Source organism: Williamsia limnetica (assembly GCF_003217475.1).
In the GTDB taxonomy this organism is placed as follows: Bacteria; Actinomycetota; Actinomycetes; order Mycobacteriales; family Mycobacteriaceae; genus Williamsia; species Williamsia limnetica.
Window position 1 is genome coordinate 74,116 of sequence record NZ_QJSP01000012.1, and the last position, 21,970, is coordinate 96,085.

Genomic DNA, 21,970 nt, shown 5'->3' on the forward strand with positions numbered 1-21,970 from the left:
CTTTTTTCATATTTCTAGGAGCCACAACAACCCATGGCCAAGCAGATCGAATACAACGACAAGGCCCGGAAATCGCTCGAGCGCGGTGTGAACCACCTTGCCGACGCGGTCAAGGTGACCCTCGGCCCCCGAGGTCGGCACGTGGTGCTGGCCAAGGCATTCGGTGGACCCAGCGTCACCAATGACGGCGTCACCATCGCACGCGAGATCGATCTCGAAGATCCCTTCGAGAACCTCGGCGCCCAGCTGGTGAAGTCGGTCGCCACCAAGACCAACGATGTCGCAGGCGACGGCACCACCACTGCGACGGTGCTCGCCCAGGCGATCGTCAAGGCCGGCCTGCGCAACGTCGCTGCCGGCGCCAACCCGATCGCTCTCGGCATCGGTATCGGCAAAGCAGCCGACGCGTTGTCCGAGTCGCTGATCGCTGCGGCGACCCCGGTCAAGGGTGCAGCAGCCATCGCGCAGGTCGCCACCGTGTCCTCGCGCGACCCCGAGGTCGGCGAACTGGTCGGCGAAGCCATGGAACGTGTGGGCGCCGACGGCGTCGTCACCGTGGAGGAGAGCTCGGGTCTGATCACCGATCTCGAGATCACCGAAGGCGTGCAGTTCGACAAGGGCTACCTGTCGCCGTACTTCGTCACCGACATCGACAGCCAGGAAGCCGTCCTCGAAGACGCGCTGGTACTCATCTACCGCGACAAGATCAGCTCGCTGCCGGACTTCCTGCCGCTGCTCGAGAAGATCGCCGAGTCCGGCAAGCCGGTCCTGATCATCGCCGAAGACGTCGAGGGCGAGCCGCTCTCGACGCTCGTCGTCAACTCGATCCGTAAGACGATCAAGGCTGTCGCGGTCAAGGCTCCGTTCTTCGGTGATCGCCGGAAGGCATTCCTCGAGGACCTCGCCATCGTCACCGACGGCACGGTCATCACTGCCGACATCGGCATCACCCTTGCCGACGCCGGACTCGAGCTCCTGGGTGGTGCGCGACGGATCGTCGTCACCAAGGACGCCACGACCATCGTCGAAGGCGCGGGTATCTCGGAGTCGATCTCTGCGCGCGCGGAACATCTGCGTCGGGAGATCGAGGCCAGTGATTCTGACTGGGATCGGGAGAAGCTGGCCGAGCGGCTGGCGAAGCTCGCCGGCGGCGTCGCGGTCATCCGCGTCGGTGCGGCCACGGAGACCGCGCTGAAAGAGCGCAAGCATCGCGTCGAAGACGCCGTTGCTGCGGCCAAGGCCGCTGTCGAAGAAGGCATCGTCCCCGGTGGCGGATCAGCGATCGTGCAAGCTGCCGCAGCGGTTCTCGACGATCTGGCCGACAGCCTCGAGGGTGACGAAGCGCTCGGTGTGCGGGTCGTCAAGCAGGCGGCGCAGGCGCCCCTGTTCTGGATCGCCTCCAACGCAGGCGCCGACGGCGCCGTCGTTGCGTCGAAGGTTGCCGACCTGCCCCGCGGGCATGGCTTCAATGCCGGCACGCTGACCTATGGGGATCTGCTGGCCGACGGCATCGTCGATCCGGTGAAGGTGACCCGCTCGGCGATCGTCAACGCGGCCTCGGTTGCGCGGATGGTCCTCACCACCGAGAGCACCATCACCGAGAAGCCCGCCGATGCTCCCGAGGATCACGGTCATGGGCATGGGCACGGACACGCTCACTGATTGTCGGTAACGCCTGAAAGAGCGGCGCCGCGACCATTCCGGTCGCGGCGCCGCTTTTTGTGCTGGGGTGGGGTCGACGAATATGAGTCGCCCCGTGTTCATTGCCCGCGAGGGCGTCAGCTGGCGATACGGCGGCCGACGCCGCGTTTCATCAGGATTCCGCGCTCGGATTCCGACAGCCCGCCCCAGATGCCATAGGGCTCGGCCACGGCGAGTGCGTGCTCTCGGCAGGCGGCGACCACCGGGCACTGGTGGCAGAGTTCCTTGGCGCGGCGTTCGCGCTGCGCACGGGCTCGCCCACGTTCTCCGTCGGGATGGAAGAACATCGATGAGTCGACACCACGGCACAGGCCCTTCATCTGCCAATCCCAGATGTCGGCGTTCGGTCCGGGTAGGTGGTTTGGCTGAGGCATCTGCGTGCTCCTCTATAACGTGCCGTGAGGCGTAATTGAGACCTGGTGCGACCAGTAACAACATTGTTTTCCGGTGTCTCACTTACCGTATGCAAATCGAGGAAATGGAGTCAACAGCCGGTAATTTCGCCATTCGAAGACGATGATTTCGGCCGATGTTAACCAACCGTTTATTGGACGAGATGTTGTTTTTTGCATGGATATCCATCCACGTCCGACCCGGGGGTATCGCCATCGCCGCACTTCAAAGCTGATTTTGGTGATGATTCGCCCACGGAACCAGGGCCCGGAACAAGCAATCTGGGCGCAGTTGCCCGGCGGCCCGGATTTACCTGGCGGACATGTGTGGTTTATCTGGAATTGACATCACGGAGCGATTTCGGCACTTTTCGGTAAGTTAAATTCAGGCTAATTCAGATGTCCGAATCGTGATGTGAGGAGAGCGATGCAGGTCACACTACCCGCGATCGCGTTCGGGGGCAGCGCGAGATCGTGCCCGATTCCCGCCGCAGTCGACCCCTTCTCCACCTGGCTTCGGGCCGTTGCCCTCGGTGGTACCGGACGCTATGCCGCCGCGGCGACAGAACTGGAGCGACTGGATGTGTCGGGTGTGGACGACGCGCTGAGGTCGCTCGCGCTGTCGACGAGAGCGGCTCACCGCAGGCAGGCGGGCCGTCATCACCTGGCCGTCGCGGATGATGCAAAAGCATTGTTCTTCGCTGCCGGCCCGATTCGGGCAGATCCGACACTCGAAGGCGGGGGACGCCGCACGGCGGCGCTGTGTGATGCCCTGACCGGGCTGGCCGCCGACAACCTGGGTCGCGGCATGTTCGGGGCATCGGGTCGCCTGCTCGACAGGGTGGAGCGGACGCTGGACGGCCGCGGTCGGCACCCCGGTGGCGACTGGATTTGGGATGGGCGGGTGGAACTCCGGTTGCGGTGGGTTCGGGCCGAGTTGGCCATGTTCACCGGCGATGCGGCCGGAGCCGACCGACATGCCAGAGACGCGGTGGCCATGAGTGCGGGATGTCCGTCGATCCGGCACGTGATCAAGACCGACCTCATCGCGGCGGCGGCCGTCGCCACCGGCGGAGATGTCGGACAGGCGATGGAGCGGGCGTCACGGGTGAGTGATCTGGCGAGAGAACACGGTCAGCTGCCCTTGGAATGGGCGGCCGCGAAACTCCTGGCCGGAATCGGGGCCGGTGCACAGTGGTCGACGCAGGCGGAACACCTGGGAGCGCGACTGAAGGTACAAGGCGCTGCGCTGGACTAGCGCGGGCAGCCACCACGCGAGCCACCATCGGCGTGCTGGATAAGCTGAAGGCGACTTACCGCGGGGGAAATCGCCCCTGCGTGGCCTGCACCAGTTGGCGAAGGTAACGCGGAGACATCAGCGAGCGATGATTTTTACAGGTGACGAGTTGGACCGGGCGGTGACTGCGGCAGCGCAGGGCGACCGGTCAGCTCTCTCCGATGTTCTCGAGAGTGTCCGACCACTGGTGGTGCGTTATTGCAGGGCCAGGGTCGGAGGTGGTGAGCGGCATTCGCTCTCTGCCGACGATGTGGCGCAGGAGGTCTGCATGGCGGTCATGACCGCGCTGCCCCGGTATCAGGACCAGGGCAGGCCGTTCATGGCGTTCGTGTATGGCATCGCAGCGCACAAGGTGGCGGATGCCCACCGTGCAGCCGGACGAAACAAGTCCGAGCCGGTGGAGGAGATGCCTGAACGGATGGACACCGGCGATGGCCCGGAACAGCGGGCACTCGATTCGGACGCCGGCAGGCGGATGGACGAACTGCTGGCCACGCTCCCGGAGAAGCAGCGCGAGGTGCTCGTGCTGCGGCTGGTGGTGGGGCTGTCGGCGGAAGAGACGGCTGCCGCAGTCGGGAGTACGGCCGGTGCGGTCAGGGTGGCCCAGCACCGGGCACTGGGCAAGCTGAAAAACGAGATCGCGAAAGGTGGTGAGGGCAATGAGCAGTGGGCGTGATCGACGCAAAGACCGCGATCGAAGGGCTGACAGGGGAGTAAGGGCTGTGCCCTCACTCGGTACGGACCCCATCGATGAGGATTCGATCCCGGTGAACCTGGGAGCGGTGCGGGCCGATGACGAGTTCATCGACGCCCTGCTGACCAAGCCCGTCGTCCCCGCACAAACACCTGTCGACTACGAATTGGCGGCGCTGCTGTCCAACTGGCGCAGCGACATCATGGCGGAGCCGATGCCTGCCGGTCCGACCTTGGAAGAGGTCGAAGCAGGTATCGAGGCGCAACGTCGTGTCGCGTCGCGCCGCAGATCGCTCCGGCTGGTGAAGTTCACCGCCGGTGCAGCCGCGGGCTTCGCGATCCTGTTCGGCGGAGTCAGCGTGGTCGCCCACAACGCGGCGCCCGGCGACCCCCTGTGGGGAGTCAAAGAGGTGATGTTCGGCGCGGACGCGTCGGCAACCCTGGCGGTGGCCGATGTGCAGGCGAACATCGATCGCGCTGCCCAATCCCTGGCCGCCGGTGACAAGCCGGCCGCGTCCACCTTCCTCGATCGCGCCCAATCGCAGCTCGGTGACGTCCGTTCCGAGGACGAGCGAAAAGCCCTACAGGCCAAGATCGACGAGGTCCGGGGCAAGCTGGCAGTTCCCGCGGTGACCACGACGACGTCCGAGAAGCCGACGACTCGGTCCTCCACCCCGCCCCAGACCTCGGTGGCCGAGGTCCCCACCGTGACGGTGACCGTCCCACAGGAGACCGTCACCATCACGCCTCCGGAGACGTCGGCAACGTCCGAACCGCCGGTCTCCACGTCGCCGTCCGGCCCGACCATCGTCAGTGAGCCGCCGACCGAGCCGAATCCGTCGAGCAGCAGCAGTAGCGTTCCGCTGCCACCACCTCCACCGGCCTAGTACCGACGAGCAGGCCTAGTACCGACGAGCAGGCCTAGTACCGACGAGCAGGCCAGATTCGGCACCGGCACGAATCAATGAATCAGCGCCGCGAACATCTCGCGGCGCTGATGTCGTTCCGGCGAGCTGTCAGTCGTCGTCTCTGGCGTGCATCATCGCGTCGGCGTAGCCGCGGCAGTAATCCCACGTCACGTATGCCTCAGGGGACGGGTCGACGGCGGGTTCGTGCGGCCGCACCGTCCCCTCGACGAGAAGCTGCAGCAGGTTGGCACGCAGCATGTCCCAGTCATGATAGTGATCGAGTTGACAGTCGTCGCAGATCACCACCAATCCGCGGATCCCGCGGCGGTGGAGCAGTGCCTCGTAGACCGCGAGATCGGCAAGGTCTTCTTCGATCGCCATCCGCTCATTGGCGTCCAAGGGCTCACCCGGTGGGGCGGCGTCGAGCGCTGCGGACGGATCCCCGCCGGGATCGTCGGCGAAGGGGTCCGGTGGCAGTCCCGGAGGCAGATGATCTCGCACGCTGACCACGGTAGTCAGCCTCCCCCCACCGGCGCCACTCTGTGTGCTGGGTGAATGACCGGCCGCGCCGGGCCGGGCGACACAGGCGGTCTCGTCCAGCGCAGGTCGCGGGCCGTCCGGGCGGCTACCGCGGAGCAGATAGGATGGACAAATCGAAACGAACTCGCCCCGATCAATTCATGCGAAAGGCCCGGCCGGAATGAGTGTGCCCGGAATGAACAACCCGACTGTCGGCACATCCCCGGCGCGTGGACCGGTGTGGACCGGTGGTGACGATCCCAACAAGGTGGCCATGCTCGGCCTCACCTTCGACGACGTGCTCCTGCTGCCCGCCGCCTCCGATGTCATCCCCAGCGACGTCGACACCTCGTCTCAACTGACCAGGGAGATCACCCTGCGGGTGCCGCTGGTGAGCTCGGCGATGGACACGGTGACCGAATCCCGGATGGCCATCGCCATGGCGCGTGCCGGCGGCATGGGTGTGCTGCACCGCAACCTGTCCATCGAGGCGCAGGCCGGTCAGGTCGAGACTGTCAAGCGGTCCGAGGCCGGTATGGTCACCGATCCGGTCACCTGCAGCCCCTCCGCCACCCTCGCCGAGGTCGACGCGATGTGCGCCCGCTTCCGGATCTCGGGACTCCCGGTGACCGATGACGCCGGCGAACTCGTGGGCATCATCACCAACCGTGACATGCGCTTCGAGGTCGACCAGGATCGTCCGGTCGCCGAGGTGATGACCAAGGCGCCGCTGATCACCGCGCAAGAAGGTGTCTCTGCCGAGGCCGCGCTCGGACTGCTCCGCAGGCACAAGATCGAGAAACTGCCCATCGTCGACGGGCACGGCAAGTTGACCGGGCTGATCACGGTCAAGGATTTCGTCAAGACCGAACAGCACCCGCTGGCGACCAAAGATGCTGATGGGCGGTTGCTCGTCGGGGCCGCGGTCGGTACCGGCGGCGATCAGTGGGATCGCGCGATGGCGCTGGCCGACGCGGGTGTTGACGTGATCATCGTCGACACCGCGCACGCCCACAATCGGTTGGTTCTCGAGATGGTCAGCAAGCTCAAGGCCGAGATCGGGTCGAAGGTTCAGATCGTCGGCGGCAACGTGGCGACCCGGGCTGCAGCACTGGCGCTGGTCGATGCCGGTGCTGATGCCGTCAAGGTCGGGGTCGGACCCGGCTCGATCTGTACCACTCGCGTGGTCGCGGGTGTGGGTGCTCCGCAGATCACCGCTGTGATGGAAGCGGTGGCGGTCTGCAAGCCGGCCGGTGTTCCCGTCATCGCCGACGGCGGTCTGCAGTTCTCCGGCGACATCGCCAAGGCGTTGGCCGCAGGTGCATCGACCGCGATGCTCGGCTCGTTGCTGGCGGGGACCGCAGAGGCTCCGGGTGAGCTGATCCTGGTGGCGGGCAAACAGTTCAAGAGCTACCGCGGAATGGGATCCCTCGGCGCGATGCAGGGACGTGGTCAGGCGAAGTCGTATTCCAAGGACCGCTACTTCCAGGACGATGTGCTGTCCGAGGAGAAACTGGTGCCCGAGGGCATCGAAGGGCGGGTGCCGTTCCGGGGACCGTTGTCCCAGGTGATCCACCAGCTCGGTGGCGGCCTGCGGGCTGCCATGGGCTACACCGGCTCGAGTTCCATCGCTGATCTGCAGAACGCACAGTTCGTCCAGATCACCGCGGCCGGACTCAAGGAGAGCCATCCGCACGACATCACCATGACCGTCGAGGCACCGAACTACACTTCCCGCTGAGTCCGTCTTCCCACTTCTTGACAGACACGGCAGCTACGAAAGGCACTCCACGTGCGTGATCACGTCGATATCGGCATGGGCAGAACTGCCCGGCAGACATTCGAGCTCGGTGACATCAACATCGTCCCGTCCAGGCGGACGCGTTCGTCCAGCGAGGTCTCGACCACGTGGCAGCTCGACGCCTACCGCTTCGACACCCCGATTCTGGCCCACCCGACCGACGCGCTGATCTCGCCGCAGTCTGCCATCGAGCTGGGCCGGCTGGGCGGGCTCGGCGTGCTCAACGGTGAGGGGCTGTGGGCCCGGCACCGCGATGTCGAGGACAAGATCGCTCAGGTCGTGGAGATCGCCGAGAACGATGTCGATCCGTCCGCGGCCGTTCGCAAGCTCCAGGAGCTGCACGCGGCTCCGATCGACCGCGACCTGCTGGCTGCTGCCGTCTCGACGATTCGCGACGCCGGTGTCACCACCGCGGTGCGGGTCAGTCCGCAGAAGGCCGCCGAGCTGACGCCGGTCCTCGTCGCGGCGGGTGTCGAACTGCTCGTCATCCACGGCACGATCATCTCGGCCGAACACGTGTCGAACGACGGTTCCGAGCCGCTGAACCTCAAGACGTTCATCGCCGACCTCGATGTACCGGTGATCGCGGGCGGTGTCCACGACCATCGCACTGCCCTGCACCTCATGCGCACCGGTGCTGCGGCCGTGATCGTCGGCTACGGGTCGACGGCCGGCTCGACGACCACCAATGAGGTACTCGGTATCGGGGTGCCGATGGCCACCGCGATCGCTGATGCTGCGGCAGCCCGGCGTGAGTACCTCGACGAGACGGGCGGCCGGTACGTACACGTCATCGCCGACGGTGACATCCACACGTCCGGTGAACTCGCCAAGGCGATCGCGTGCGGCGCCGACGCTGCGGTGCTGGGCTCGCCCCTGGCCTCGGCCGCAGAGGCGCCCGGCCGTGGTTACTACTGGGCTGCCGCCGCGGCTCACCCGTCCATGCCGAGAGGCGCGCTGTTGCCGGTCTCCACCGATGCCGGCCGCCCCTCGTTGCAGACGGTCCTGCACGGACCTACCGACGACCCATTTGGGCACCTGAACATCGTTGGCGCACTTCGTCGTTCGATGGCCAAGGCCGGCTACTCCGACCTCAAGGAGTTCCAGAAGGTCGGGCTCTCCGCCTGTAAGTGACGACCGTTCACGCGGGCTTGCCAAAGGCGTGACCAGACGTCTATGTGACAAGGTACGATGTCAAAGTGTCTGTATCACGCGGTAACGGTTACTCGCAGCCCGAGCACACCGTTCCCGGCGCGGATCTCGATTTCGATGTACTGATCATCGGTTCGGGGTTCGGCGGGAGCGTCAGTGCGTTACGGCTGGTCGAGAAGGGCTACAGGGTCGGCGTCGTGGAGGCGGGGCGGCGTTTCACCGACGAGCAGTTCGCCAAGACCAGTTGGCGACTGCACAAATGGCTGTGGGCACCGAAGTTCGGGATGTTCGGCATCCAGCGCATCCACCTCCTCAAAGACGTCATGATCCTGGCCGGGTCAGGGGTCGGAGGGGGATCGCTGAACTACGCCAACACCTTGTACAAGCCGCCGACGCCGTTCTTCCAGGATCCGCAGTGGGCGCACATCACCGATTGGGAGGGCGAACTCTCGCCCTATTACGACCAGGCCCGCCGGATGCTCGGGGTCGTGACGACCCCGATCGAAACCCACGCCGATCGTGTGATGCGTAAGGTCGCCGACGACATGGGGGTGGGCGACACCTTCGGGCCGACCCCGGTCGGGGTGTTCTTCGGTGCCAAGTCCGGCGGAACGGGTGCGCCGGGTGAGCGGGTGGAGGACCCGTACTTCGGCGGTGCGGGCCCGGACCGCACGGTCTGCACGGAATGCGGTTCGTGCATGACGGGATGCCGCGTCGGCGCGAAGAACACCCTGCTCAAGAACTATCTGGGGCTCGCCGAATCCGCAGGCGCGACGATCATCGACCGCACCACGGTCACCGGCCTCGAGCCGCAGGCCGACGGGAGTTGGCGGGTACGCACGTCGCGGTCCGCGGCCTGGGGTCGGCTAGGAGCACGGAGACGAACCATCACCGCAGGTCAGGTCGTCGTCGCCGCGGGTACGTTCAACACCCAGAAGATCATGCACCTGGGCAAGGAAAGCGGATCGCTCCGCAACGTCTCCGACACCCTGGGCCTGCTGACGCGCACCAACTCCGAATCCATCCTGGGCGCCATGCGTCGCGAGTACGACCCGGCGCAGGATTTCTCCGAAGGTATCGCCATCACCTCGTCCTTCCATCCGGCTCCCGACACCCACATCGAGCCGGTGCGATACGGCAAGGGGTCCAACGCGATCGCGCTGCTACAGACCTTGCTGACCGATGGCGAGCCGGGACGATCGCGGCGACTCAAGTTCCTCGACAAGGTCCGCGAAGAGGGACCGGGCAGTCTGCTGCTCCTGCTGAAGCTGCGCAAGTGGAGCCAGCGCACGGTCATCCTGCTGGTGATGCAGAACCGGAACAACTCGCTGACCACTTTTGTGCAGAAGCTCGGGCCGTGGAAGTTCGTGAACAGCAAACAGGGTCACGGTGAGCCCAATCCGACGTGGATCCCGGCGGGCAACGAGGCCACCGAGCGGGCGGCGGCGCAGTTCGACGGCTTGGCCGGCGGAACGTGGGGCGATGTGTTCAACATGCCGCTGACCGCACATTATCTCGGAGGTTGTGTGATCTCCGACAACCCGGAAACCGGAGTTGTCGATCCGTATCACCGGGTGTGGAACTATCCGACGCTGCACATCACCGATGGGGCGGCCATCTCGGCGAACCTCGGTGTCAACCCGTCCTTGTCGATCTGTGCGCAGGCAGAACGGGCGATCGCGCTGTGGCCCAACCAGGGTGAAGACGACAAGCGCCCGCAGCAGGGCGCCCCGTATGTGCGGATCGCACCGACCCGTCCCAACGCGCCGGTGGTGCCTGCCGACGCTCCGGGCGCTCTGCGGCTGCCCCTGACGGTTGTGCCGGGACCCACCGAGGTCAGTGCATAGCTGCCGCGCGTTTAGACTGGTCCGGTGACGGACAGCGCAGATTCAGGTGTGGAAGCAGTGGCCCCGCGACCGGTGTTGGTGGTCGACTTCGGCGCTCAGTACGCCCAGTTGATCGCCCGTCGGGTACGTGAGGCGCGGATCTTCTCCGAAGTGATCCCACATACCGCGTCCATCGAAGAAATCAAGGCGAAGAACCCTGCTGCGCTGGTTCTTTCGGGTGGGCCGGCGTCGGTGTATTCCGAAGACGCGCCGGGGATCGACCACGATCTGTTCGACCTGGGCATCCCCGTGATGGGGATCTGCTACGGCTACCAGGCCATGGCCGACGCCCTCGGCGGTGTCGTCGCCAACACCGGTGGCCGCGAGTTCGGCCGGACGACGCTGACCACCGCAGGCGACGGTGTACTGCACTCGGGAACACCCGAGCAGCAACCGGTGTGGATGAGTCACAACGACGCCGTGCAAGAACCGCCTCCGGGCTTCACGGTGACCGCATCGACGCCGGGCGCCCCGGTTGCGGCGTTCGAGTCGCTGGAACGGCGTATGGCCGGCGTTCAATATCACCCCGAGGTGATGCATACGCCTCATGGCCAGCAGATCTTGACGAGATTCCTGTACGAAGTCGCCGACCTGGCGCCCACCTGGACTGCGGCCAACATCGCCGATGCCCTCGTCGAACAGGTCCGTACCCAGATCGGTGACGGTCTGGCCATCTGCGGTCTCTCCGGCGGGGTCGACTCCGCAGTGGCCGCAGCGCTGGTCCAGCGGGCCATCGGTGATCGGTTGACCTGTGTGTTCGTCGATCACGGACTGCTGCGGGCCGGTGAGCGTGAACAGGTCCAGCAAGACTTCGTCGCTGCCACCGGCGCGCGATTGGTCACCGTGGATGCCGAAGAGACCTTCTTACGAGAATTGTCCGGGGTGAGCGATCCGGAAGCCAAGCGAAAGATCATCGGCCGCGAGTTCATCAGGTCCTTCGAAGGCGCGATCACCGACGTCCTCGGTGATCGGGCGGCGCACGGCGACAAGGTCGACTTCCTCGTACAGGGAACGCTCTACCCAGACGTCGTCGAGTCCGGCGGAGGCAGCGGGACAGCGAACATCAAGAGCCACCACAACGTCGGCGGGCTGCCTGAGGACCTCGAGTTCAGTCTCGTCGAACCGCTGCGCCTGTTGTTCAAGGACGAGGTCCGTGCGGTCGGCCGGGAACTGGGGCTGCCCGAGGAAATCGTTGCACGGCAACCTTTTCCCGGTCCAGGTCTGGCGATCAGGATCGTCGGGGAGGTCACCGGTGAACGGTTGGCGCTCCTGCGCAAGGCCGATCTGATCGCCCGCGAGGAACTGACGACGGCCGGACTGGACAACCAGATCTGGCAGTGCCCGGTGGTCCTGCTGGCCGATGTACGCAGCGTCGGCGTACAGGGAGACGGGCGCACCTATGGCCACCCGATCGTGCTGCGTCCGGTGTCGAGCGAGGACGCGATGACCGCGGACTGGACGCGTATTCCCTATGAAGTTCTGGAGATCATCTCCACCCGGATCACCAACGAGGTGCCCGAGGTGAATCGGGTGGTGCTCGACGTGACCAGCAAGCCGCCGGGCACCATCGAGTGGGAGTGACCCGCTAACTGTCCGGCGGAGATGTCGGCGTCGACTTCTTCACGTCGGAACCCTTGCCGCGGCCTCCGCTGAAGATCAGGGCGAGTCCGACGACAACGGTGATGCCGAGGATGATCCACGGGCCCGCCGCCGACCCGTTGAGGTCGGGGGCACCGAGCAGTCCCCAGACTGCGACGAGTGCGGCACCGATGCCCACCAGGGCCAGGGTGGGGGAGAACCTACTCACGGATGACCTCCACGTTGCCGAGAGTCGTGTCGGCGTCGATGGTCAGCACCGGACCCGCGGTTCCGTCGTTCCCGCCGTCCAGGCCGTCGGGGCACTTCGCCTCGCCGATGGCAGCGTCGCATGTGGTGCGTAGGTTCATGCCCTCGGGTGCGATGATCTTGAACTCTCCGACGCCCAGGTCGACAACAACCTTCTTGTCCTCCGTGAGGTCGACGGCGGTCAGATCGAGTTGGCCCGAACCGATCGACAACGAGTACTCATCGCGGATGTCGGCGCTCGTCAGCGGCTTCCAATCCCGATCGCCGATCGGGCCGGAAGGCATGCCATCGATCAGCGAGGCCACCACGACGAACCCCGCCATCGCGATCGCCACGGGGATCAACCCGGCGCCGCGTCGGACGAAGGCGCCAACCAGGAGGCCTGCGGCGACCACAGCCAGCCCGATCGCTGCCACCTTGGCCGGGTCGAGCCAGTCCGTCCCGGCCGAGATCGCGGCGGCCACACCGGTGGCGATGACAGTGAGACCGAGTACCACCGGGGTGAACCTGGAGCGCGGACGGTCGTCGGTCTCCGGCGGCTCTGTGGGTTCGGGTAGGTCCCACGCAAACGGAGCTGCTCCCAGCGGATCCCATGCCGGAGGTGTCGGGACGAGCGGGTCCTGCGAGCTGTCGGGTGAGGCTTCTGTCGCACCCTCGGGAGCCATGGTGCCATCGCTCGCCGGCGCGTCCTTCAGCCAGGCCCGAGGGGTCCAGCGCTGGAATGGTTGTCCGGCCTCATCGATCCCGCCGGTCGTCTCCTGCCACCAGGACCCGGGCGCAGCGGACTGTGCGACGGGTCGCTGACCTACCGTGTCGGCACTGGTGCCCGGTTCCGGAATCGGGGTCCGCTGGTACAACAGCCACCAGCCCAGAGCCATCAGTGCGAGTCCCGCGACGCCGCCGCCGCTCCAGGCGAGATGGGGTCCGGCGACCAACGCGACGACCACGACGATGACGACGCCGACGATGGTCGGCGGGTGCGACGAAGCGTGGCGGACACCGTGCAGGAGACGATGTGCATGAGTGTCTGTCGCAGCAGCTCCCGCCGAGACAGACCCCTCGGGCAACAGGATCCACGCCGCGATGTAGATGAGGATACCTGCGCCACCGAACAGGGCCGAGACGATGAAAGCAACCTTGACCAGGGTCGGATCTACCTTGTACCGCACCCCGATCCCGGTGGCGACACCAGCGATGGTCGACCCGGCCGCAGCACGGGCCGGTCGGGTACGCCACATGTTGTGGAGTTCATCCGAACTGAACGGCGAACCACTCTTCACGTTTTCATTGTCGATAGTCATGGTCGAGCTCCGCTCCGCTTCGTCTTCGTAGTCATGGTCGAGCTCCGCTTCGCTTCGTCTTCGTAGTCATGGTCGAGCCCCGCTTCGCTTCGTCTTCATGTCGACCTGGTCTGCAGTTCATGCCTCAATTCTCGGCAGTGGGCGAGGCATTGACCATCGGGATTCACCCTGATCTACTCCCTGGACTTCGATCTGGGTAACAACCCTGATGTGCACAGCGGTCCATGCATGCAAGTATCGAGTGATGCCCACAGTCGAACGCGTACACCGTCGCGATGGTGGCCGTGTCATCGGTGGCGTCGCCGGAGGCGTGGCCGATCACCTTGGGATGGATGCATTTCGGGTGCGGGTCGTCTTCGTGATCCTGAGCGCGCTGGCCGGGGCGGGTGTCTGTGCCTATGGGCTGCTCTGGTTCATGTGCCCGCCCGGTACCGACACCGAACCGCCGAGTGGTTCAGAACGCAGGCAGGGCATCGGACTGGCCATCGTCGGCATCGTCGCGGTGGTGTCGGTCGGTTTCGTGGCATCCGGGACGCCGGCCCAGTTCCTCATCCCGCTCGTCGTCGTCGCCGTCGGGGCCTCGCTGGTCTGGCGTGAACTCGACTCCAGCTGGCGCCCGCGATCAGGGTCGGCGCGGGCGCTGACCTGGACCCGGATCGCCGGGGGCGCAACACTTGTGGTGGTCGGCCTGGTGGTCGTCGTCCTCGCGGGCAACAACCGCATCGGCGGGCTCAGCGCGACACTGCTCGCGGTCGCGGCGACGGTTCTGGGTGTCCTGTTGCTGACCATCCCGCTGTGGTTACGGATGGCCAGGATGCTCGGCGCCGAGCGAGCCGCCCGGATCCGTACCGCGGAACGAGAAGAAATTGCTGCCCACCTTCATGATTCAGTACTGCAGACCCTTGCGCTGATCCAAAAACGATCTGCCCACGGCGACGAGGTGCAGCGGCTGGCGCGCAGCCAGGAACGGGAGTTGCGCACCTATCTGTTCGGAGATCTCGGACCGCAGAGCGATTCGCTGACAGCAGCGTTGAAGTCGGTGGCCGCCGAGGTCGAAGACCACTACGGTGTCGAGGTCGAAGTGGTCACCGTGGGAGATGTGACGGCCGACGATCCCTCGTGGAGCACCGAGCATCGCCGGTGGGCCGCTCTCATCGCCGCCTCGCGCGAAGCCCTCGTCAATGCCGCCAAGCATTCCGGGGAACGATCGGTCGATGTGTATGCCGAGGTCGACGGCGACCTGGTCGAAGTGTTCGTCCGCGACCGCGGGGTCGGTTTCGATCCCGATCAGGTACCGGAAGATCGACGCGGGGTGTCGGGCTCCATCAAGGGCCGGGTGCAACGACACGGCGGTACCGTTGACATCAAGTCGACGCCGGGTCGCGGGGTGGACGTGCGGATGGCCATGCCGCGTGGGGTCGAGCCCTCGGGCGCTCCTGAAGGCAGCGGCGACGACACCGAGTCCATCCGGGAAGCGGTGAATCGAGAGCGGGAGAGATGACCGGGCGAAGCGAGCCGTATCGGGTGTTCTTGGTGGACGATCACGGTGTGTTCCGTTCGGGGGTGCGAGCCGAATTGGCGTCGGAGAACGACATGCAGGTGGTCGGGGAGGCCGGCGCGGTGGCCGATGCCGTCACGGGAATCCTGCAGTCGAGTCCCGACGTGGTGCTCCTCGACGTACACATGCCTGCAGGCGGTGGCATCGCGGTGCTCCGGGGGATTGCCGACGCAGCCCCTGACAAGGCACCGGTGTTCTTGGCACTGTCCGTCTCCGATGCCGCCGAAGACGTGATCGCGACGATTCGGGCAGGTGCTCGCGGCTACGTGACCAAGACGATCGGTGGTCCGGAGCTCGCCGATTCGGTGCGGCGCGTCGCCGACGGGGATGCGGTGTTCAGCCCACGGCTCGCAGGGTTCGTACTCGACTCCTTCACCGGGCGTTCTCCGCTGCCCGAGCCCCATCTCGATCCCGAGCTCGATTCGCTGACGCCCAGGGAGATGGAGGTCCTGCGACTGCTCGCCCGAGGTTTCACCTACCGTGAGATCGCCGAGGATCTGGTGATCTCGATCAAGACGGTCGAGACACATGCGTCGAATGTGCTGCGAAAGACCCAGCAGTCCAACCGAAATGCGTTGACCCGATGGGCTGCCAACCGCCACATCAGCTAGCTCCGCACAAACCCAGGTACTCCAGGCACACCCAGGTGTTGCAACACCTGGGTGTGCCAGGATCGGCTGGGTTTGTGTCAGCGGATGACGGCGATCAAGGTGATGGCGATCGCGGCGAGCACCACGAAGACCAAGAAGACCGCGGCGGCGAGGCCGAGATGCCGTGACTGCGGCTGTGGGGGTTGCAGTCCGAAGACGGGCGCAGACGGCTGCGAGTGCTGGGTGACCTGCCAGGGGTCGGGGGTGACGGGCGGGTGGGTCTGCGCGGCATCCTGCCATCTGGGACCCGACGACGTGACCGCTGGTAGGCCCGACTCGGTGGTGGTGGGAATGCGCCGGGTCGGGGGCCGGTGCGGCGGCCGGCCAGGCGAGGGGCGGTCGAGGGGACTGGCCAGGATCATCGCCGTGTTGCCGTTGTCGCCTGCGGCCACCTGCGCGAGCCGGTCACGGACCTCGGCCATGGTCGGGCGCCGGGCGGGGCTGGGTTCGAGCATGGCGAGCAGTGCGCCTTCGAGCTGACCCGATCGCTTCGGCGGATTGATCTCGCCCCTGGCCACCCGGTGCAGGAGGACCAGTGAGTTGTCGTCGATGCCGAAGGGTGGCTCGCCCTCGGTGGCGGTGAAGAGTGTGGAGCCGAGTGAGTAGACATCGGACGCCTCGGAGGGATCTTCGCCACGGGCGACCTCCGGCGCAAAGTACGCCGGGGTGCCGGTGATGACCCCCGTCTGGGTGAGCTGAACGTCGTCCTTCGACCGGGAAATGCCGAAATCGGTGAGTTTGACCAGGCCCGCGTTGCGACCTTCGGCGATCAAGATGTTGCCCGGCTTGATGTCGCGATGCAGGATTCCGGCAGTGTGTGCCTCGGTCATCGCATCCGCGATCTGGGCACCGATCTGCGCGACCTGATGCACGGGCAGGGTGCCGGTCTGATGAAGTATCTCCGCGACGCTGCGGGAGGGCAGGTACTCCATCACCAGCCAAGGCTCTCCGGACTCCAGCGCCACATCATGCATGGCGATGGCGTTGCGGTGACTGAGCCTGGCCGCGATCCGGCCTTCACGCATGGCCCGCTGGCGCATCTGGGCGGCAGAGTCCTCGGTCATGCCCGCCACCGAGAGCACCTGCTTCACGGCGACCTCGCGGTCGAGCAGGGTGTCGTGGGCCAGCCACACAGCGCCCATACCGCCGCCGCCGATCTTCGAGCGCAGCCGGTAGCGCCCGGCGACCAGATAGTCGGGGCCGGGAACGCGGTAATCGGAGGCGCTCACGTGTCCGACCTTAGTGGACTGGTGAGGCGGAAGTGGACGGTGTGCCTGGTGTGCGCGACTCGCCCGGACAAATCGGGCCGACGCGCCGAACGATGTTGACGCTTGTCGGAGGGCTGTCCTACGCTCAGAAAAGTTCGAAAATGTGTTCGAGTTCTGATGGTGGCCCACCTTCCCTGAGCCGCTTCCTCACCTCGGTGAGGAGTGATCTGGAGGTGCGATGCGGGCGATGGAGACAGTCCCGGACAAGGCTGCGAAGCTGGCGATGTTGCGGCAGACCCTGGCTTCGGCAACCACCCGGGCACGGCCGGAATCAATTGTGCCACAACGTCAGATGTCGGCGGTGACCACACCGCAGGAGAAGTACTCGGATCGGGACCGCCTAGCTGTTCCGCCTGCGCTCGAGCAGTTGTTGCCTGCGGCAGGGTTGGTGAGGGGCACGGTGGTGGCGCTGGAAGGAGCGCGTTCACTGTTGCTCTCACTGATCGCCCAGGTGAGTGCTGACGGCGGACATGTTGCGGTGATCGGACAGCCACAGCTGTGTCTGCTGGGGGTGGTGGAGATGGGTGGTGATCTGTCGCGGATCGCGGTGATACCAGACCCCGGCCCGGACCCTGTCGAGATCGCCGCGGTGCTGCTCGACGGGCTCGATCTCGTCGTCGCCGGACTCGGCGGTATCTCGGTGCCACCGTCCCGCAGTCGTGTGGTGATGGCTCGTGCGCGCAGCAAGGGCGCGGTCTTGGTGGTCACGGACGGCACCTGGTCGGGAGCACATGTGAAGTTGCAGTCCAGGGTCTGTGATTACCGACATCAGCCGGCTGCGCGCCGACGTGGTCACGGCCGTCTCGGTGGGGTGTCGCTGACAGTGCGCTCGGTGGGGCGTGGTTTTTCCGGTGCCAGTACCCGACTCGATGTCGTCGACCGCGGGGGTCGTGTGCAATTGCTGGATGCCGTTGCCGAGCAGCATGATTCCGCGACATCCTCGCAGGAGGCGGCCGCGATGAAGGTGGCGCTGTGAGTGGTCGGGTGTTCGGTCTCTGGTGTCCGGATTGGCCGGCGGTGGCCGCAGCGGCCGATGCCGACCTCTCTCCTGATCAGCCGATCGCGGTGTTGGGTTCGGGGCGGGTGGTCGCGTGTTCGGCGTCGGCACGGGCGGTTGGGGTTCGCCGAGACATGCGTAAGCGCGATGCCCAAGCCCGGTGCCCTCAGTTGACGTTGGCCGAGGCCGACCAGTGCCGTGATGCCCGGTTGTTCGAGCCGGTGGTGGCAGCGGTTGCTGAGCTGATACCTCTCGTAGAAGTCCTGCGACCTGGTCTGCTGGTGTTGCCTGCGCGTGGTGTCGCACGGTACTTCGGCAGTGAAGAGATCGCCGCAGAAAAACTGACGGACATCGTCTCCTCGTGCGGTGTCGAGTCGCAGGTCGGGATCGCCGACGAGCTCTTCACCGCGATCATCGCCGCCCGGCGGGGCATGGTGATCCCCATGGGCGGAGGCGTCGAATTCCTTGCTCCACTGCGTATCTCCGAGCTGGCCGTGGAGCCCAGCATGTGCATGGATGATCGTCTGTCGCTGGTCGACCTGTTGTGGCGGATGGGACTTCGGACGATCGGCGACTTCGCGGGTCTGTCGGCCGCGGACGTGGCCACCCGATTCGGGGCCGACGCCATCTACGCCCACCGCACGGCGCGGGCCATGCCGCAGCGTCCGCCGTCCGGGCAGGCGCCCCCGCCGGACCTGGTGGTGGAGCATCAGTGCGATCCACCCGTGGATCGGGTGGATGCTGCGGCGTTCATCGGCCGCCGACTGTCGGCCCAGCTACATGATGTGCTCGCGGCGGCGTCGGTGGCCTGCACCAGGCTCACCGTGCAGGCGGTCACCGACAGTGGCCGCGAGTACTCCCGGACCTGGCGCTGTGCCAATCCGCTCACCCCTGACGCGACAGCCGACCGGATCCGTTGGCAACTGGAGGGCTGGTTGTCCGGGCGCAATGCCGCGGATCGGCCAGACGGCCCGGTGGTGCTGCTGCGTCTAGATCCGGTGGAGGTGATCAGCTCGGGCGCACTGCAACTGGGTTTCACCGGAGGTGGACTGACAGGAGGGGACGGCGAAGTGGCCGAACGGGTGCGTCGGGCTCTGGTACGTGTGCAGGGGCTGCTCGGTGGAGATCGGGTGCAGATACCTCTACGCAGTGGTGGTCGAGGCCCGGGGCAACAGATCACCCTGGTGCCGTTGGGCGATGAACTGGTGCCCGCCGCAGACCCACAGGCCCCGTGGCCGGGACGGGTGCCGGGGCCGTCCCCGTCCATACTGCCCATGGCGCCGGTGAGTGTGCGAGACGCCGCGGATCATCCGGTGGAGGTCACCGGCCGAGGTGGTTTCACCGGCGAACCGGCCAGTCTCACCTGGGGTAGCCGCACCTGGCGGCTGAACTGGTGGGCCGGCCCCTGGGCCACCGATGAGCGATGGTGGTCGGAGACAGAGGCCGGGTCCCACGGCGGATACTATGCCAGAGCTCAAGTGCTGCTCGAGGATTCGCGGGCGCTGCTACTTCACTATCAGCAGGGGCAGTGGACGGTGGAAGGGGTGTACGAGTAGCCCCCCGATGAAGACGCTCCGCCTTTACGAAGACGCGCCACAAATATGTGGAGCGTCCTCGTAATTCTGGAGCGTTTGAGAAATCACTGCCCGTCGGGTTGCCCGACTGTTCCGAGAAAGAGTGGCAGACCTGTTGCGGTGTCGATGATCTGGAAGACGAACGGTCGATCTGCGATGAAGGACTCCGCGGGCTTTTGCGGCGGCAGCGCGGTGACGCCGACGTCGATCTGGGTGACCGACGCCGCGAGGGTGCCTTTTTCACCCACGGTGATCGTGCTGTTCTGAGCTGCGGCGGTGACCGCCAGCTCAGGACTGATCGCCGACAGATCAGCTGCGCCACCGAACAGATCCCGAACGCCGAGCTGCTCCAAGGTGGCCTTCAGGTCCACGGCGGTCTTGATGTCCCACTTGGGCAGGCGCACCGCGGTCGACGTCTCCGGCGCTTGCCTCAGGGTGCTCGACGCCTCTGTGAGGGCTGTACCAGTGAGGAATGCGTCCACACCTACGCCTGCCTCCGGTAGAAACACCTGCATCGCCAAACCCGCCGAGTACGGCAATTGCACGCCACTCCAGCCCGGCCTGCGGACGAAAGGCACGGTGAGCTGACCGTTCATCATGTCCACCTCGCCGACCGAGCCGGTTGTGGAGGTGAAATCGGCTGGGGCCGTGGATGCCGGGGAGAACGGCTGCTGCCATGCGGCGGCGAGGAACACGGTGGACAGCAGGCTGATCACCGTCTCGGTATCGTAGGTCGTCGGTGTCTCGGTGAGCCGGCCACCGGTATTGATCGACAGCCATCTGTTGATTGCCGCCTCTGTCTGCGACTCGGCGAAATCGACCGGGTAGACACCACTGTCGAAGACACGCCCGAGAGTCGCCAGGTAGTCCTGACCGACATCGAGTGACTCGTCGATGAAGATTCCGGTGGCCTCGTGGAACACCGGCGGGGTCGGTGGGTTCTCTTTGTCGACATCGCCGGGATTGCCGTCGACCCGGTCGAGTTGACCGATCATCGCCGCGATGGCATCGTCGTCGGTCGCGCCGAGCACCGCATCGAGTTCTGCAGCGGTGTTGCCACCTGCGCCCGCGCGGAGCATCTGTAGCGCGAGCATCGCGCCCCACGGTGAGACCACCTTGTTGGCGTCCACACCGGTCTGCCGCAGCATGTCGACACCGAATGCGGCAGTGCCCTCGACCAGTTCATCTGCGGCGCTGCGAACCTCGTCGATACCGATTTCGTCGAAGCGCACCCCGGATGCCTTGGTCAGCTGCGCAGTGGAGCTCGCCTGGGTGCCCTGCGCACACGCAGCGACCGTCAAAGCTGCGGCGATGAGCAGCACCCACAGTGGTTTCACGCGTTTGCCCCGCGCGCGGTCACCGGCCATCTGCTCAGTGTGCCGTGACGGTTGACGATCACCAATTCATCGGCCAGATTGACTGCTGTACACACGTGATTGGGAGCCAACCGTACCCGGTCGCCCAACTCGGGTCGATCGGCCGAATCGGTGAAGTCGACGGTCGCATGGTGTTCGGACAACGCGGAGACACGAGCATCGCCGTAGTCCGGCAATCGACCGACCCCGGTGGTCCAGGCCGGGTGATCGGCTCCGAGCGATTTGCTGCCCGCGTCCAGGACGGCTTTGTTGCCGTCGAGATGTACGACGGTGGTCACGACGGTCAGCGCCACGTCCGACATCGAGCACACACCCAGCTCCACCTGTTGGGCGTCGTTGAACGGATAGACCCCCGGTCGGATCTCTGTGAGCACGGTGGGATCGGCGTGGGCAACCGACGGCGTCGATCCGCCGCTCCTGATCACCGGGTCGATGTCGACTGCCCGCAGCGACTGGGCCGCCATGGCCAACGCGTTCGCCTCCTGGACCGCGACCGCCACCGGCCGACCAGGAAAATAACTGTGTCCGGGGAACGTGAAGATGCCCAGGACCTCTAGGCCGGCCGCCGCGGCACCGTGCCCGATGTCGCCTGCCCGCTGTGGGTGGACACCGGTGCGGTGCTGACCACTGTCGACCTCGACGACGACCCGCGCGCCTGGCACATGGCGCGCTATCCGAGCGGCCCCGGCGATGGAGTCGACCGCGAGCAGAACCTCGGCGTGGTCCATGATCGCGCGGAGCCTGCGAGCCTTGTTCTCGGTGAGCCACAGGGGGTAGGCGATGAACAGATCGCTGACCCCCGCCGCCGCGAAGACCTCGGCTTCGCCCACTGTTGCCACCGTCAAACCGGTTGCGCCGCGAGAAATCTGCCGCGCAGCCAGTTCCGGGCTCTTATGGGTTTTCGCGTGTGGTCGCAGTACGAAACCGGAGGAGGAGGCGAACTCGGCCATACGGTCGAGGTTCGCCTCCACCACCGCCTCGTCGACCACGGCAACCGGGGTGTCGAGTCCTGCGGTGGCAGCCAGGACTCTGTCGATGCGGCCGATGTCGGA

General features: G+C 65.9%; 19 protein-coding genes. 12 read left to right on the plus strand and 7 right to left on the minus strand.

Annotated features, from left to right (window positions below; translation table 11 throughout):
* Positions 1-33 precede the first annotated feature (33 nt).
* Positions 34-1,662 carry a chaperonin GroEL gene (gene groL / locus DFR67_RS19955; protein WP_110471255.1) on the plus strand — a complete coding sequence of 543 codons (1,629 nt, stop codon included), beginning with the start codon at positions 34-36 and terminating at the stop codon, positions 1,660-1,662.
* 116 nt (positions 1,663-1,778) lie between these two features.
* Here the strand turns inward: groL and DFR67_RS19960 are convergent, their stop codons facing one another.
* Complete coding sequence (locus DFR67_RS19960) at positions 1,779-2,075, minus strand: WhiB family transcriptional regulator (RefSeq protein ID WP_084838361.1); 297 nt, start codon at positions 2,073-2,075, stop codon at positions 1,779-1,781.
* Positions 2,076-2,520: 445 nt separating this feature from the next.
* Between DFR67_RS19960 and DFR67_RS19965 the strand changes: the two genes are divergently transcribed.
* The 3 genes from DFR67_RS19965 (at position 2,521) to DFR67_RS19975 (ending at position 4,970) form a co-directional block, all read left to right on the plus strand.
* A complete protein-coding gene (locus DFR67_RS19965) occupies positions 2,521-3,351 on the plus strand; it encodes a hypothetical protein (protein WP_110471256.1) in 831 nt (276 codons plus the stop codon).
* A 127-nt stretch (positions 3,352-3,478) separates the two neighbouring features.
* Complete coding sequence (locus DFR67_RS19970; protein ID WP_110471257.1) at positions 3,479-4,066, plus strand: sigma-70 family RNA polymerase sigma factor; 588 nt, start codon at positions 3,479-3,481, stop codon at positions 4,064-4,066.
* A gap of 46 nt (positions 4,067-4,112) precedes the next feature.
* The gene (locus tag DFR67_RS19975; protein ID WP_158539999.1) at positions 4,113-4,970 is read left to right on the plus strand and encodes an anti-sigma-D factor RsdA; all 858 of its coding nucleotides are present in this window, start codon (positions 4,113-4,115) and stop codon (positions 4,968-4,970) included.
* Between the two features lie 129 nt (positions 4,971-5,099).
* Here the strand turns inward: DFR67_RS19975 and DFR67_RS19980 are convergent, their stop codons facing one another.
* Positions 5,100-5,492, minus strand: a complete 393-nt coding sequence (locus DFR67_RS19980) for a DUF5319 domain-containing protein (protein WP_110471259.1) — start codon at positions 5,490-5,492, stop codon at positions 5,100-5,102.
* Between the two features lie 214 nt (positions 5,493-5,706).
* Between DFR67_RS19980 and guaB the strand changes: the two genes are divergently transcribed.
* The 4 genes from guaB (at position 5,707) to guaA (ending at position 11,930) form a co-directional block, all read left to right on the plus strand.
* Positions 5,707-7,251: an IMP dehydrogenase gene (gene guaB / locus DFR67_RS19985; RefSeq protein WP_110471379.1), complete on the plus strand. Its 1,545-nt coding sequence runs from the start codon at positions 5,707-5,709 to the stop codon at positions 7,249-7,251.
* Between the two features lie 51 nt (positions 7,252-7,302).
* A complete protein-coding gene (locus DFR67_RS19990) occupies positions 7,303-8,445 on the plus strand; it encodes a GuaB3 family IMP dehydrogenase-related protein (RefSeq protein ID WP_110471260.1) in 1,143 nt (380 codons plus the stop codon).
* A gap of 140 nt (positions 8,446-8,585) precedes the next feature.
* Entirely contained in the window at positions 8,586-10,310 is a 1,725-nt protein-coding gene (locus tag DFR67_RS19995; protein ID WP_110471380.1) for a GMC family oxidoreductase, read from the plus strand.
* A 24-nt stretch (positions 10,311-10,334) separates the two neighbouring features.
* Positions 10,335-11,930, plus strand: a complete 1,596-nt coding sequence (gene guaA, locus DFR67_RS20000) for a glutamine-hydrolyzing GMP synthase (protein ID WP_211325112.1) — start codon at positions 10,335-10,337, stop codon at positions 11,928-11,930.
* 4 nt (positions 11,931-11,934) lie between these two features.
* On the opposite strand, the gene DFR67_RS20005 is transcribed toward guaA, so the two are convergent.
* Positions 11,935-12,156: a hypothetical protein gene (locus DFR67_RS20005; protein ID WP_110471261.1), complete on the minus strand. Its 222-nt coding sequence runs from the start codon at positions 12,154-12,156 to the stop codon at positions 11,935-11,937.
* The gene (locus tag DFR67_RS20010; RefSeq protein ID WP_110471262.1) at positions 12,149-13,495 is read right to left on the minus strand and encodes a PspC domain-containing protein; all 1,347 of its coding nucleotides are present in this window, start codon (positions 13,493-13,495) and stop codon (positions 12,149-12,151) included. Before DFR67_RS20010 ends, DFR67_RS20005 begins: the two co-directional genes overlap by 8 nt.
* A gap of 244 nt (positions 13,496-13,739) precedes the next feature.
* On the opposite strand from DFR67_RS20010, the gene DFR67_RS20015 reads away from it, so the two are divergent.
* Positions 13,740-14,996 (plus strand): ATP-binding protein, encoded by a 1,257-nt coding sequence (locus DFR67_RS20015; RefSeq protein ID WP_110471382.1) that lies wholly within the window; start codon positions 13,740-13,742, stop codon positions 14,994-14,996.
* On the plus strand, positions 14,993-15,664 hold the full coding sequence (locus DFR67_RS20020; protein ID WP_110471263.1) for a response regulator: 672 nt from the start codon (positions 14,993-14,995) through the stop codon (positions 15,662-15,664). The genes DFR67_RS20015 and DFR67_RS20020 overlap by 4 nt, the downstream gene beginning before the upstream one ends.
* Positions 15,665-15,741: 77 nt before the next feature.
* On the opposite strand, the gene DFR67_RS20025 is transcribed toward DFR67_RS20020, so the two are convergent.
* Positions 15,742-16,932 (minus strand): serine/threonine-protein kinase, encoded by a 1,191-nt coding sequence (locus DFR67_RS20025; protein WP_110471264.1) that lies wholly within the window; start codon positions 16,930-16,932, stop codon positions 15,742-15,744.
* 226 nt (positions 16,933-17,158) lie between these two features.
* On the opposite strand from DFR67_RS20025, the gene DFR67_RS20030 reads away from it, so the two are divergent.
* Entirely contained in the window at positions 17,159-17,947 is a 789-nt protein-coding gene (locus tag DFR67_RS20030) for a hypothetical protein (protein WP_342766746.1), read from the plus strand.
* Positions 17,944-19,524, plus strand: a complete 1,581-nt coding sequence (locus DFR67_RS20035; RefSeq protein ID WP_110471265.1) for a DNA polymerase Y family protein — start codon at positions 17,944-17,946, stop codon at positions 19,522-19,524. The genes DFR67_RS20030 and DFR67_RS20035 overlap by 4 nt, the downstream gene beginning before the upstream one ends.
* An 83-nt stretch (positions 19,525-19,607) precedes the next feature.
* On the opposite strand, the gene DFR67_RS20040 is transcribed toward DFR67_RS20035, so the two are convergent.
* On the minus strand, positions 19,608-20,909 hold the full coding sequence (locus DFR67_RS20040; RefSeq protein WP_110471266.1) for a serpin family protein: 1,302 nt from the start codon (positions 20,907-20,909) through the stop codon (positions 19,608-19,610).
* Entirely contained in the window at positions 20,876-21,955 is a 1,080-nt protein-coding gene (locus tag DFR67_RS20045) for an alanine racemase (RefSeq protein WP_281268355.1), read from the minus strand. Before DFR67_RS20045 ends, DFR67_RS20040 begins: the two co-directional genes overlap by 34 nt.
* Positions 21,956-21,970: the final 15 nt, after the last annotated feature.

What these genes read in the sequence shown, in the direction of transcription:
- DFR67_RS20040 (WP_110471266.1), bottom strand. Translation starts at nt 20,909, where the DNA reads ATGGCCGGTGACCGCGCGCGGGGCAAACGCGTGAAACCACTGTGGGTG.
- DFR67_RS20015 (WP_110471382.1), top strand. Translation starts at nt 13,740, where the DNA reads ATGCCCACAGTCGAACGCGTACACCGTCGCGATGGTGGCCGTGTCATC.
- DFR67_RS20020 (WP_110471263.1), top strand. Translation starts at nt 14,993, where the DNA reads ATGACCGGGCGAAGCGAGCCGTATCGGGTGTTCTTGGTGGACGATCAC.
- DFR67_RS19960 (WP_084838361.1), bottom strand. Translation starts at nt 2,075, where the DNA reads ATGCCTCAGCCAAACCACCTACCCGGACCGAACGCCGACATCTGGGAT.
- groL (WP_110471255.1), top strand. Translation starts at nt 34, where the DNA reads ATGGCCAAGCAGATCGAATACAACGACAAGGCCCGGAAATCGCTCGAG.
- DFR67_RS19970 (WP_110471257.1), top strand. Translation starts at nt 3,479, where the DNA reads ATGATTTTTACAGGTGACGAGTTGGACCGGGCGGTGACTGCGGCAGCG.
- DFR67_RS20030 (WP_342766746.1), top strand. Translation starts at nt 17,159, where the DNA reads ATGGAGACAGTCCCGGACAAGGCTGCGAAGCTGGCGATGTTGCGGCAG.
- DFR67_RS19965 (WP_110471256.1), top strand. Translation starts at nt 2,521, where the DNA reads ATGCAGGTCACACTACCCGCGATCGCGTTCGGGGGCAGCGCGAGATCG.
- guaB (WP_110471379.1), top strand. Translation starts at nt 5,707, where the DNA reads ATGAACAACCCGACTGTCGGCACATCCCCGGCGCGTGGACCGGTGTGG.
- DFR67_RS20010 (WP_110471262.1), bottom strand. Translation starts at nt 13,495, where the DNA reads ATGACTATCGACAATGAAAACGTGAAGAGTGGTTCGCCGTTCAGTTCG.